14 protein-coding genes are annotated in these 12,268 nt (G+C 64.0%); 8 read left to right on the top strand and 6 right to left on the bottom strand.

Features of this window, described 5'->3' with window-relative positions:
* Positions 1-571: enoyl-CoA hydratase-related protein (locus EN925_RS06770; protein ID WP_128336421.1), on the bottom strand; the 571-nt coding region annotated here is incomplete at its 3' end.
* A 154-nt stretch (positions 572-725) separates the two neighbouring features.
* Between EN925_RS06770 and EN925_RS06765 the strand changes: the two genes are divergently transcribed.
* From EN925_RS06765 to rpsI, 3 genes are all read left to right on the top strand, one after another.
* The gene (locus EN925_RS06765) at positions 726-1,190 is read left to right on the top strand and encodes a PaaI family thioesterase (protein ID WP_127369051.1); all 465 of its coding nucleotides are present in this window, start codon (positions 726-728) and stop codon (positions 1,188-1,190) included.
* A gap of 215 nt (positions 1,191-1,405) precedes the next feature.
* Complete coding sequence (rplM, locus tag EN925_RS06760; RefSeq protein WP_013532205.1) at positions 1,406-1,870, top strand: 50S ribosomal protein L13; 465 nt, start codon at positions 1,406-1,408, stop codon at positions 1,868-1,870.
* 1 nt (position 1,871) lies between these two features.
* Positions 1,872-2,354 carry a 30S ribosomal protein S9 gene (gene rpsI / locus EN925_RS06755; protein ID WP_023810272.1) on the top strand — a complete coding sequence of 161 codons (483 nt, stop codon included), beginning with the start codon at positions 1,872-1,874 and terminating at the stop codon, positions 2,352-2,354.
* Between the two features lie 191 nt (positions 2,355-2,545).
* Here rpsI and EN925_RS06750 read toward each other — a convergent pair whose 3' ends face one another.
* Positions 2,546-3,445, bottom strand: coding sequence for a LysR family transcriptional regulator (locus tag EN925_RS06750; protein ID WP_127366943.1), 900 nt, complete (start codon positions 3,443-3,445; stop codon positions 2,546-2,548).
* Between the two features lie 91 nt (positions 3,446-3,536).
* Between EN925_RS06750 and EN925_RS06745 the strand changes: the two genes are divergently transcribed.
* On the top strand, positions 3,537-4,424 hold the full coding sequence (locus tag EN925_RS06745; protein WP_127369050.1) for an aldo/keto reductase family oxidoreductase: 888 nt from the start codon (positions 3,537-3,539) through the stop codon (positions 4,422-4,424).
* A gap of 51 nt (positions 4,425-4,475) precedes the next feature.
* On the opposite strand, the gene EN925_RS06740 is transcribed toward EN925_RS06745, so the two are convergent.
* Together EN925_RS06740 and EN925_RS06735 are read right to left on the bottom strand one after the other, a co-directional pair.
* A complete protein-coding gene (locus EN925_RS06740; protein ID WP_013532209.1) occupies positions 4,476-5,534 on the bottom strand; it encodes a glycerophosphodiester phosphodiesterase family protein in 1,059 nt (352 codons plus the stop codon).
* 96 nt (positions 5,535-5,630) lie between these two features.
* A complete protein-coding gene (locus EN925_RS06735) occupies positions 5,631-6,839 on the bottom strand; it encodes an acyltransferase (protein ID WP_024504663.1) in 1,209 nt (402 codons plus the stop codon).
* Positions 6,840-6,962: 123 nt separating this feature from the next.
* Here EN925_RS06735 and speB point away from each other — a divergent pair, with 123 nt between their 5' ends.
* The 3 genes from speB to EN925_RS06720 are packed head-to-tail and all read left to right on the top strand — an operon-like array spanning position 6,963 to position 9,766.
* On the top strand, positions 6,963-7,976 hold the full coding sequence (gene speB, locus EN925_RS06730; protein ID WP_127369127.1) for an agmatinase: 1,014 nt from the start codon (positions 6,963-6,965) through the stop codon (positions 7,974-7,976).
* 24 nt (positions 7,977-8,000) lie between these two features.
* Positions 8,001-8,927 carry an N-acetyl-gamma-glutamyl-phosphate reductase gene (gene argC, locus EN925_RS06725; RefSeq protein WP_013532212.1) on the top strand — a complete coding sequence of 309 codons (927 nt, stop codon included), beginning with the start codon at positions 8,001-8,003 and terminating at the stop codon, positions 8,925-8,927.
* A complete protein-coding gene (locus tag EN925_RS06720; RefSeq protein ID WP_198327658.1) occupies positions 8,924-9,766 on the top strand; it encodes an aminoglycoside phosphotransferase family protein in 843 nt (280 codons plus the stop codon). The genes argC and EN925_RS06720 overlap by 4 nt, the downstream gene beginning before the upstream one ends.
* A gap of 25 nt (positions 9,767-9,791) precedes the next feature.
* On the opposite strand, the gene EN925_RS06715 is transcribed toward EN925_RS06720, so the two are convergent.
* Complete coding sequence (locus EN925_RS06715) at positions 9,792-10,883, bottom strand: COX15/CtaA family protein (RefSeq protein WP_082826667.1); 1,092 nt, start codon at positions 10,881-10,883, stop codon at positions 9,792-9,794.
* A 198-nt stretch (positions 10,884-11,081) separates the two neighbouring features.
* Here EN925_RS06715 and EN925_RS06710 point away from each other — a divergent pair, with 198 nt between their 5' ends.
* Positions 11,082-11,297, top strand: coding sequence for a DUF2842 domain-containing protein (locus EN925_RS06710; RefSeq protein WP_013532215.1), 216 nt, complete (start codon positions 11,082-11,084; stop codon positions 11,295-11,297).
* A 15-nt stretch (positions 11,298-11,312) separates the two neighbouring features.
* Here the strand turns inward: EN925_RS06710 and EN925_RS06705 are convergent.
* Positions 11,313-12,268 (bottom strand): polysaccharide deacetylase family protein (locus EN925_RS06705; protein ID WP_128336419.1); only part of this gene is annotated, 956 nt, incomplete at its 5' end.

Raw genomic sequence — 12,268 nt, 5'->3', positions numbered from 1 at the left:
GGCCGAATTCCTTGGCGGTTGCCGCATCGATGGTCTCGCCGGTCAACAGCATCTCCATCGCATGCTTGCGCGAGACGTTGCGCGACAGCGCCACCATCGGCGTCGAGCAGAACAGGCCGATGTTGACACCCGGCGTACAGAAGGTCGCCTCATGCGAAGCGATCGCCAGGTCGCAGCTGGCGACCAGTTGCAGCCCGGCGGCGGTGGCCAGGCCGTCAACCTCGGCGATGACAGGCACTGGATGACGCACGATCGCCTGCATCAGCGTCGCACAAGCGGCAAACGTCTCTGCGAAAAAGGCCTTGCCATGATCGGCGTCAGTGCGGCGCGCGGTCATTTCCTTGAGATCGTGGCCGGCGCAGAACACCTTGCCGGCAGCCGACAAGACGATGACGCGAACGGCCTTGTCGGCCCTGGCGCGCTCGAGTTCGGCCGTCAGCGCCGCCATCACCGCCAGCGACAGCGCGTTGGCAGGCGGATTGGCGAGTGTGAGGCGCAGCACGCCCTTGTCCAGTTGTGCAACCACCGGACCCTCAACGGCGGCAGGCTTGATGGCAAGGATTTCGGCCATGGATAAGGTTCTCCGCGATTCCGCTGGGGCTGCCAGACTATTTAATACCGGATCAGGTTTCGTCCAACACCGATCGCTTGCGCCAGGGGACGAAGGTTGTCAGAAATGCCGCGCTGCGCTCATACAGGCCTGGCGCAAAGCGAGAGACTAAGACATGCCCGCTCAGACCAACCTCAAGCCCGTGCTGACCGCGCAACAAGTCAATGCGCTGATGGAAACCGTCTATCCGCAGCTCAATGAGCAGTTCAAATATTTCGAGGCGATCGACGTGTTCCCGGGCGGCTGCACCGTGCGGCTCAACGCCGGCGAACGGCATTTGCGTCCCGGCGGCACGGTGTCCGGCCCCTCGCTGTTCACGCTGGCCGACATTGGCGGCTACGTCTGCGTGCTCAGCCATGCCGGGCCGGATGCGCTTTCGGTCACCGTCAACCTCGACATCAATTTCGTGCGCAAGGCCGAGGCAGGACCGATCGACGGCCATTGCCGCATCCTGAAGCTGGGAAAGAGCCTGATGGTGTTCGACATCGACATCGTTGCCGGCCCAGACGGAGACACGGTGGCGCATGCCACCGGCACCTATTCGATCCCGCCGAAGCGGAATGGTGATGTGGTAAAATAATACCTTTTGTTCAAGTTATTGTTTTTGCTACATTTTACCTGATATCTACCTTTTCGTTCGCCTTGACGCGGTCACCACCCTCGCCTATAAGCCTCCACGAAGCAGCGGCCCGCAAAGGCCGCCGTTTTGTTATTGGCGGCGGGCAAGCGCCTTTCGCCAATCCAAGCAACAAGAAACGCCTTCTCTTATGAAGGTCAAAACCGAGAGCAGAAAACATGACAACCTTTTCGCAGAAGCCTGCGGATGTGGTGAAGAAGTGGATCCTGATCGACGCCGAAGGTCTCGTCGTCGGTCGTCTGGCCACTGTCATCGCCAATCATCTCCGCGGCAAGCACAAGCCGACCTTCACCCCGCACGTCGACGACGGCGACAACGTCATCGTCATCAATGCCGACAAGGTGGTGTTCACCGGCAAGAAATTCACCGACAAGGTCTATTACTGGCACACCGGCCACCCAGGCGGCATCAAGGAGCGCACCGCGCGCCAGCTGCTCGAGGGTCGTTTCCCCGAGCGTGTCGTCGAGAAGGCCGTTGAGCGCATGGTCCCGCGTGGCCCGCTCGGCCGTCGCCAGATGAAGAACCTGCGCGTCTATGCAGGCGCCGAGCATCCGCATGTCGCCCAGCAGCCCGTCGTGCTCGACGTGGCCAAGCTGAACGCCAAGAACAAGAAGGTCGCATAAGATGGCTGAGCTTTCCTCGCTCGCAGAACTGGGCGCCGCCACCGGCAACACCAATACCCAGCCGGCGGCCCCCGTCCACGTCCAGAAGCTCGACAAGTCGGGCCGCGCCTATGCCACCGGCAAGCGCAAGAACGCCATTGCGCGCGTCTGGGTGAAGCCGGGTTCCGGCAAGATCATCGTCAACGACAAGGAATTCGCGACCTATTTCGCGCGTCCGGTCCTGCAGATGATCCTCAACCAGCCGATCATCGCCTCCAACCGCGCCGGCCAGTACGACATCGTCGCGACAGTCGTCGGCGGCGGTCTCTCCGGCCAGGCTGGCGCCGTGCGTCACGGCATCTCCAAGGCGCTGACCTACTACGAGCCGACGCTGCGCGCCGTGCTCAAGAAGGGCGGCTTCCTGACCCGCGACAGCCGCGTCGTCGAGCGCAAGAAGTACGGCAAGGCCAAGGCCCGTCGTAGCTTCCAGTTTTCCAAGCGCTAAGCACTTCGCAGCTTCAGACAATCGAAAAGGCCGCCTCCGGGCGGCCTTTTTGTTTGCGGCTCGGCAGTCACCCCACCCACGCCTACGGCGCGACCTTCCCATCGAGGGGAGCTAGAAGAGCGCGGCGCCCTACCTCCCCAATGGGGAGGTCGGCGCGAAGCGCCGGGTGGGGTGATGGCGCCGGAAACAGGTCAGGCCTTGCCGCCCTTGATATAGTCGATGAACGCCCGCAGCGGGGCCGGAACCAGGCGCCGGCCGGGATAATAGAGAAACGGTCCGGGAAAACTCTGCCACCACGGTTCGAGCACGGGCTCAAGAGCGCCGCTGTCGAAGTAAGGGCGCAGCCAGCCCTCGAAGAGGCCGATGATGCCGGTGCCGGCAATAGCGGCGTCGACGGCAAGATCCGTCGCCCCGCCGATCCGCACGATCAAGGGGCCTGTCGGATCGACCCGCACCACCTCGCCGTCTCGCTCGAATTCCCACGGCAGCATCGCACCGCTGGCAAAGCGCCCACGCACGCAGGAGTGGCCAAGCAGGTCGCTCGGGTGTTGCGGGCGCCCATGGCGAGCAAGATAGGCAGGGCTGGCGGCGGTGGCGAAACGCTGCACGCGCGGCCCGATCGGCACCGCGATCATGTCCTGTTCCAGCCGCTCGTCATAGCGGATGCCGGCGTCACAGCCGGCCGCCAGCACGTCGACGAAGTTCTCGTCGGCGATCACCTCCAGCCGGATACCAGGATAGGCGGCGAGGAAACCAGGGACGATGTCGGGCAATATCAGCCGCGCAGCACTGACCGGCACGTTGAGACGCAACGAGCCCGCCGGCCTGTCGCGAAAACCGTTCACCACGTCCAGCGCCGCCTCCACCTCCGACAGCGCCGGGCCGAGCCGCTCCAGAAGGCTGAGGCCCGCCTCGGTTGGGACAACGCTGCGCGTCGTGCGGTTGAACAGCCTGACACCGAGCTGCACTTCCAGGCGACGCACCGCCTCACTCAGGCCGGAGGCGCTGCCGCCGCTCGCACGCGCGCCGTCGCGAAAGCCGCCGGCGCGCGCCACCGCCACGAAAGCATTCAGATCGCTGAGGTCCATCATTGTTCGCCATTCCGCACGGCCTGTGTGGATTGTACCGGATTATCACGAGGTTGGGCAGCGCCTATCTCTGCCTCCTCATAGGAGATCAATCATGTCCAACATCCAACAATCCGGCACCTTCGCCCCCGCCACCTTCAAGCTTGGCAGCCGCACCGTGAAGCGGCTCGGCTACGGTGCCATGCAACTCGCGGGACCCGGCGTGTTCGGGCCGCCCAAGGATCATGACGCGGCATTGGCCGTGCTGCGCGAGGCGATTGCGCAAGGCGTCGACCATATCGACACCAGCGACTTCTACGGTCCGCACGTCACCAACCGGCTGATCCGCGAGGCGCTGGCGCCCTACCCCCAAGATCTCGTCATCGTCACCAAGATCGGTGCCCGGCGCGGCGCGGATGGATCGTGGCTGCCGGCCTTTTCCGCGGAAGAGCTCACCCAGGCGGTACACGACAATCTCAGCAATCTCGGGCTCGAGGTGCTCGATGTCGTCAACCTACGCATCATGTTCGATACCCATGGCCCCGCCGAGGGATCGATCGAAGCGCCGCTCACCGTGCTGGCCGAGCTCCAACAACAGGGTCTGGTCAGGCACATCGGGCTGAGCAACGTGACGCCGGCGCAGATCGCGCAAGGACGGGGGATCGCCGAGATCGTCTGCGTGCAGAACCAGTACAATCTGGCGCATCGCGGCGACGATGCCCTGATCGACGATCTTGCCCGCGATGGCATCGCCTATGTGCCGTTCTTCCCGCTCGGCGGCTTCAACCCGCTGCAATCCTCCACCCTGTCGGAAATCGCGGCGCGCCTCGGCGCCACGCCAATGCAGGTCGCGCTCGCCTGGCTGCTGCGCCGCGCGCCCAACATCCTGCTGATCCCCGGCACATCGTCGGTCGGGCATCTCGGGGAGAACCTCGCTGCGGCTGAACTGGAATTGCCACAGGATGCGCTTAGCGAACTGGACGGCGTGGCGCTAGCGGCTTGAAGCTAACCAATCTCCCCCCTCGTGAGGGAGATTGGCAGCGTCAGCCGCCGCTTAATTGATGCTCGCCGTATTCGCCGGCTCAACCGGCCGCGCCTCGTCGGCATAAGGCACGCGAAAACCATTCGCGGCCAGCCAGTCGATTGCCGCCTTCGGCTCGTCGGTCTGGATGATGGTGGCGCCGCGATCGGCCCAGAAACCCCAGCTTTCGCGCGGCAGGCTGGCCTGCACCGCCAGTTCGTCGCCGCGGCCGCCGGCGAGGAAGCCGCCCGGTTTGTTGGCGATGGCGTAGGTGTCGGCCCAGATGTGCCAGTTGCCCCTGACTGCGGCCGCGCGCATGCGCGTGCTGAACAGCGGCCCGCCCGTCTCGGTCAGCGTCTCGGCGCCTGCCCGCCAGTTGATCAACTCGATCGCGCGCGGCGAGAAGGCGCGGTCGACCGTCCCGGCGAAACCGGCGTCATGCACCGCGTCATCGGCGATGATCGGCATGAACTGGAAGCCGCCGCCAATGGTCTCCATGGCGGCCTTGACCGTGGAAATCCGTTGTGAATTCCACAGGTTCTCCTTGACGATGACCTGTTCGGCCATGCCGAGACCGCGAGCGACCGCAATCATGCCCGGGAGGGCGCCGACGTCGAGCTTGTTGTCGAGGTTGATGAGGATGCGGTTTCTGGTCGCCATCAGCATCTCGTGCAGCGTCGAGACTGTTTCACTTGTCGCCGCACCGGTGCCCTCGACCACCAGCCGGCATGTCTTCAGTTCGGCCAGCGTGTACATGACCACCTCGCCCTTGCAGGTCGTGGTGCGGTCGAGCCAGCTGTCATGCATGACGACGAACTCGCCGTCCTTCGAGCGCCTGATGTCGACCTCGACGATTTCGGCGCCCATGGCGATCGAGCCCTCCACGGCGGCAATCGAATTTTCCGCGTAGAGCGTCTTGCCGGCCTGCATGCTGCCGGCGCGATGCGCAGCCACCATGACGTGATCGCGCCATTGGTTGGCATGCTCGAAGCGGTCGAGGATCTGTCTGGCGCGGGTCTCGCCGGCCAAGGCCTGGCCAGAGGCGGCTGCCACGGCCGTGTAAAGCAGAAAACTCAGCCAGATGGTCCGCATCGAGAATCGCTCCTTGCCGGATCGACACCCGGATAGGCGACGCCCGTGACATCTGGGTGAACGAAGCCGGCTAGCGGAATACTCGCAGCAGGTGCGTCAGATGCGTTTCGAGAGCCTGCGGAACCACGCCATGGCCGGCATCTCGACAAAACGCCAGGTGATCCAGGAGGCGGCAATGGTAGCGGCGAGCATGACGACGATCGCCACCGCCCCCGTCCAGCCGGCACCGAAGCCGGTGGCAGGCTGGCCGCGCAGCATGAAGTCGCCGATCAGGCCAAGGCCGAGCTTGCGCTCGACGAGCCCCGCGACGTTGATCAGGCGCGCCTGGACGAAGATGTGGACCATGTAGATCGAATAGGACAGCGCGCCGAGCGTCAGCATGAACGGGGCTCTGAGCAAGGCGCTGATCCAGCCACCCTCATGGGCGAACAGAAACAGCGCCAGCGCGAACACCAGGGGTGCCGCGATGCCGAAGTCATTGTCGCCCGCCAGCGAAACGAAAAGCACGATGACGGCCACCATGACGATTTCGGCAAGGGTCCAGTCCATCCGCGGGCCGCCCCTGGCGAGAGCCTGTCGCGCCCCTGCGATGGAATCATGCTGAAACCAGGCCAGCAAGGCGCCGAGCGAGAAGCCGTACAGGCAACGGATGAAGCCGAAATCGAAGGACACATCCATATGATGGGTCGAGAAGCCGAGCAGGAACAGCGGCGCGGTGACGGCGGCCGCGACGAACCATATCCAGGCGCGCGCGCCGGCGACGAAGACCACGCCGGCAAACAGGAGATAGGCGAAGAACTCGGCCGAAATGCTCCAGCTCGGCGCATTCCAGGTCAATTGATCCTCGAAGCCGACACCCTGCAGCAGAAGGAGATTGGCAAGCAGGCTGTTGAGGTCGAAGCCGCCGGTGAAGGGGGCAGCCCCCGTGCCGTGCAATTGCGGCAGCATCAGCCGCAGCAGCTCGAAACCGGCGAAGGCGGCAAGCATGAGCAGATGCAGCGGGTAGATGCGGCCGAAACGGACCAGGGCGAAACGCGCGACCTGTCCCGGCTGGTTGAGCCGATCGCCGTAGCTGCTGGCGATGACGAAGCCGGAAAGGACGAAGAAGAAATCGACGAACAGGTAGGACGAACCGATGAAGGCGCTTTGCGAAATCGTCGAACCGGTAGGAAAGTGAAACAGCGCCACCAGAAGCGCGCAGATGCCGCGCCACGAATCGAGGACCAGGAAGCGTTCGCCGGCGACCGTGCCGGTGTGGGTCGACGCCGCGGCACGGGTGGGGTTGAGAAACGCGGTCTGGGTCATGATGATACAATCCTGTCTTGCCGTGGCACTCGGGCAGCGCCATTCCGTCTCGCCAAGCTATGACTGGCATCTTCCGTGCCGGTTCTGTAGTTGTTGCAACCCGATGAAAAACGAGGATCCGTAATGGCGAACCACACCATCGACAACGCCTTCACCGCCCGTTCCAAAACGGGCGCCGCGTTCGAGCCGACCTATTCCGGCGCGCTGTCGTTCATGCGGCGCAAATACACCAAGGACGTGAAGGGCGCGGATGCGGTGGTGTGGGGTATTCCCTTCGATGCCGCCGTCACCAACCGGCCTGGCGCCCGCTTCGGGCCGCAGGCGATCCGCCGTGCCTCGGCGATCCTCGACAACGACCCGCAGTATCCCTTTTCACGCGATCTGTTCGAGCATCTGGCGGTCGTCGACTATGGCGATTGCCTGCTCGATTCGGGCAACCATCAGAAGACGCCCGGCACGATCGAGCGCGAAGCGGCGAAGATCCTCAAATCAGGCGCCTTCCTGTTGACGCTCGGCGGCGATCATTTCGTCACCTGGCCACTACTCAAGGCGCATGCCGCCATCCATGGTCCGCTCGCTTTGGTGCAGTTCGACGCCCACCAGGACACCTGGCCGGACGACGGCAAGCGCATCGACCACGGCTCCTTCGTCGGTCGCGCCGTCAAGGAAGGCATCATCGATCCCGACCGGTCGATCCAGATCGGCATCCGCACCCATGCGCCCGACACGTTCGGCATCAAGATCCTCCATGGCCATGAAATCGAGGAGATGCGGGCGTCCGACATTGCCTACGCCATTGTCGACCGCACCGGCGGCAAAAAGACCTATCTCACCTTCGACATCGACTGCCTCGATCCGGCCTATGCGCCCGGCACAGGCACGCCGGTTGCCGGCGGGCCGTCCTCGGCCAAGATCCTGTCGACGCTGCGCCAGCTCAACCAGATCGATATTGTCGGCGCCGATGTCGTAGAGGTTGCGCCGGCCTATGATCACGCCGATATAACGGCAATCGCCGGCTCGATGGTGGCCATGCAGTATCTCGGTCTGCTTGCTGAACGGAAAGCCCGGCTTGAAGAGCTGAACAACGGCAATCACAATGGTGCCGCAGTGATTCAAGGCCAGGGCATACAGTATTGAAAACTCAGGGAATTTGAACAACCCATGAAACCGAAAATCTTCATCGACGGCGAACACGGCACCACCGGCCTGCAGATCAGGGCGCTGCTTGCCGAGCGCGGTGATCTGGAGATCATTTCCATCCCCACCGAGCGTCGCAAGGAAACGGCGGCACGTGCCGAGTTCCTCAATGCCGCCGATGTCGCTATCCTGTGCCTGCCCGACGACGCGGCGAAGGAAAGCGTCTCGCTGATCGCCAACGACACCACCAGGGTCATCGATGCGTCGACCGCGCATCGCGTGGCGGAGGGCTGGGCGTATGGTTTCGCCGAGATGGACAAGGACCAGGCAAAGGCGATTGCCTCGGCAAAGCGCGTCGCCAACCCAGGCTGCTGGCCGCAGGGACCGATCGCGACGCTGCGGCCGCTGGTCACAGCAGGCCTGCTGCCGGCGGATTTTCCGATCACCGTCAACGGCATTTCGGGCTATTCGGGCGGCGGACGGCCGATGATCGAGGACTACGTCGCCAAGGGCGAGGACGCCTCGGAATTCCTGCCTTACGGCCTCACCCTGCAGCACAAGCACGTGCCGGAATTGAGGGCCTATGCAAGGCTGTCGCATGATCCGATCATGCAGCCGGCGGTCGGCAATTTCGCGCAAGGCATGATCACCGTGGTGCCATTGCAACTCGGCGGCCTCGACCATGTGCCGACCGGTGCGGAGCTGCATGCGGCGATTGCCGACCATTTCGCCGCCATCAAGGGCGGTGTGGTCGAGGTGGCGCCCTATGCGCATTCGGAGCGCATGCCGGAGATCGATCCGGAGATCTACAACGGCACCAACCGGATGAAGGTCTATGTCTTCGCCAACGACAAACGGGCGCAGGCCCTGCTGCTGGCGGTCTACGACAATCTCGGCAAGGGCGCCTCGGGTGCCGCCGTCCAGAACATGGATCTGATGCTCGGCCTCTGATGGACACGCCAGCCTTTCCGGCGCGCTGGAAAGTCAGCGCGCCCGAACTCATTGCCGAGACCTTTTCGAGCCGCATCTGGAAGGTTTTGCGCGAAGACGGATCGCCGGCGATCGTCAAGGCGCTGAAGCCTTTCGATGACGTCGCCGACGAGTTGCGCGGAGAGCACTATCTCGCCTGGCGGCGCGGCGAAGGCGCGGTGCGTCTGCTCGGCCGCGACGGCCACAGCATGCTGCTCGAATATGCCGGTGAAACCCTGCTGCAGCAGGTTCTCGACGAACAGGGCGACTTTGCCGCGACCGCAATCGCGGCGGAGCTGATGGCAAAACTGTTTTCACGGGGGAAAGCCCCCTACCCGCCCGAGCTTCAGCCGCTCCGGGAACGCTTCGCCAGCCTGTTCGACAAGGCGAATACCGATCGCGACGCCGGCCTTGACAGCCTCTATGTCGAGGCAGCCGTCATCGCCGAGCGGCTGCTGGCCGATCCGCACGACATCAGGCCCCTGCATGGCGATCTGCATCACGAAAACATCCTGCACGGGCCGCGCGGCTGGCTGGCGATCGATCCGAAGGGCGTGCTCGGCGATCCCGGCTTCGACGCGGCGAACATGTTCTACAACCCGCTCGACCGGGACGATCTCTGCCTCGATCCGAAGCGGATCGCTGATATGGCCGAGATCTTTGCCAGAACACTGAGCCAGACACCGACCGCTATCCTCGATCATGCCATTGCCTATGGATGCCTGTCGGCGTCCTGGCATCACGAGGACGACAATGCGGTCGAGGAGAATCGCGAAATGTCGATCGTCAAGGCGATCCGGGCGGTGCGGGCAAGCTTCTGATCCGACCCAGTAGATCGGCTCGGGATCAGCCCCTGAGCGCTATTCCCGTCGGCAAGGGATAGGCGCCCTTGGTGCCGCGCCAATGGGCTGCTGCAAAGCCCAGCACGATCAGCGCAAATCCCTGATGGGTCAGCGCCATATGCAACGGCACATGCATGAGCAGCGTGCCGACGCCGATCGAGGCCTGCACCAGCACCAGTAGAAACAGCAGCGTCGCGCGGCGCGCATGCGTCGAGCCTGGCAGCCGCCGGCGCGTGGCGATCATGTGCCACAAGGCCACGACGAATACCGTGTAAGCGCCAAGCCGATGGACGAACTGCACCGTCTTCGGGCTCTCGAAGAAGTTGCGCCATGCCGGCTCGAGGATCAGCAGATCGCCGGGAATGATCTTGCCGTCCATCAGCGGCCAGGTGTTGTAGCTCAGGCCCGCATCGAGCCCGGCGACCAGGCCGCCGAGATAGATCTGGATCAGCGCCAGCAGCACGATGAAGCCGGCCAGCCTCTGCGTCGACCTATCGGCGGCAGGCTCGGAATGCGGCGCCAACCCGCGCGCGACCACCATGGTGGCGGTGAAGATCAGTGCGGCAAGGGTCAGGTGGGTCGCCAGCCGGTACTGGCTGACGGAGACCCGGTCGACCAGGCCAGAGGCCACCATCCACCAGCCGATGGCGCCTTGCAGGCCGCCAAGCAGCAGAATGCCCACGAGTTTCCGACCCAGGCCGCGCTCGATGCGGCGCGTCGCCCAGAAGAACAGCAGCGGCAAGGCGAAGACCAGGCCGACGCTGCGCGCCAGGATGCGATGCGCCCATTCCCACCAGAAGATCGATTTGAACGCTTCGATGCCCATGCCCTTGTTGAGCTCGGCATATTGCGGGATCTGCTGGTAGAGCTGGAATTCCTCTTGCCACTCGGCATCGTTGAGCGGCGGGATCACGCCATGGATCGGCTTCCACTGCGTAATCGACAGGCCGGAATCGGTGAGCCTGGTGGCGCCGCCGACCAGCACCAGCGCAAACAGCACCAGAAGCACCACATAGAGCCAGGCGCGCAGCAGCGCCCGGTTATGCAGGTCGCGGTCGCGGGCGACGTATGGCGCGGCAGCTGATATGGCAGCCATGATCTTGTCCCGGCAGGTTGATTTGGCGGATTGGTGGACCATCGCACCCGTGCTGGCAAGACCATCCGGCGCGGCACGCCGTCGCGCCGCGTCTCACCGGTTGCGCAGTCTCGCCTCAAGGCCTATGCGAGGCCGTTACCCCTTGAGCCTGCCAGGCCGCCTGTGCAAATTCCGGCATGCTCGATCAGGAGACCAACCATGCCCCTGCGCCTGAAAAAGCTGATCGGAATGTTTCTGCTGGTGGCGCTGGTCATCATCTATGCGCTGGTCGCATCGATCTTCGCGGTCGCCCGGCTGTCGGAGTCGGGTCCGTGGGTGCATTTCCTGTTCTTCCTGCTCAGCGGCCTGCTCTGGGTGCTGCCGGCAATGGGCATCATCAAATGGCTGATGCTGGAGCCGAGGGCCAAGCGCTAGGCGAAACCGCCAGCGTCAGATGGTGACGACCATCTTGCCGGCATTGGCGAGCGGCGTCGTCACGCCCGACAGCATGGTGCGAATATGGGCGAGGCTCTGATAGCGGCCGTTGACGGAAATCCGCGGCAAAGCATGCAGGAACCCGGCATGTTCGGCGCGCAGCACGCCGTGGCGCGTCGTCACGGCAGAGGTGTAGCCTGCGTCACGGGCAAAGCCGACTTCGCGACAGCCTACGGCACTCGCATAGCCATAGGGGTAAGCGAAATGGCGGGGCTCTTCGCCCAGTTCGGCCAGCAACATGGCGCGCACGGCGCCGATCTCGTGCCGGGCATCGGCTTCGGAGAGCCGCTTCAGATTGCTGTGGTTGATCGTATGGGCGCCGATCGTCACCAGCGGATGCGCGGCGATGCGGCGGATTTCGTCCCAGTTCATCAATGTGCGCAGGCGCGGACCGTCGGCGTCGATGCCATTTGCGCGAGCCAGATCGCGCAACACCGCCTGCAGGTCCTTCTCGCGGATTTCGGAGGTGAGATAGGCGTGCAGGCGTGCATTGGCCTGCAGCTTCTTCGCGGGGGTCGAGCAATCGATCGTCAGCGGACCCTTCGGCCGCGTCAGCGTCAAGGTATCGCGCGCGTTGACGATGTCCTCGACAACGTCCCACCACAGGTCGGCTGTGCCGTTGATCAGCCCGGGCGCGACATAGATGGTGATCGGCGCGCCGTGCTTCTCCAGCACCGGCAGCGCCTCGACCATATTGTCGCGATAGGCATCGTCGGCGGTGATCGTGGCAAACTGACCGCCTTTGCCGCCCGCCTTGATGCGCTCGACGGCTTCGTCCATGGAGACGAAGGCATAGCCATGCGCCTTCATGTCGGCGATCATGGCATCGAGGAACCCGGGCGCGATATTCAGATGCCGGTTGACGCCGTCCGGCTTTTCCGGCGTCGCGGTAACACGGTGCAGCATCAGGA

This window comes from Mesorhizobium sp. M7A.F.Ca.US.006.04.2.1, assembly GCF_004022915.1.
GTDB classification, from domain to species: Bacteria; Pseudomonadota; Alphaproteobacteria; order Rhizobiales; family Rhizobiaceae; genus Mesorhizobium; species Mesorhizobium ciceri.
Note: the sequence above shows the minus strand (reverse complement) of the source record. Positions and strands in the feature narration are given on the sequence as shown.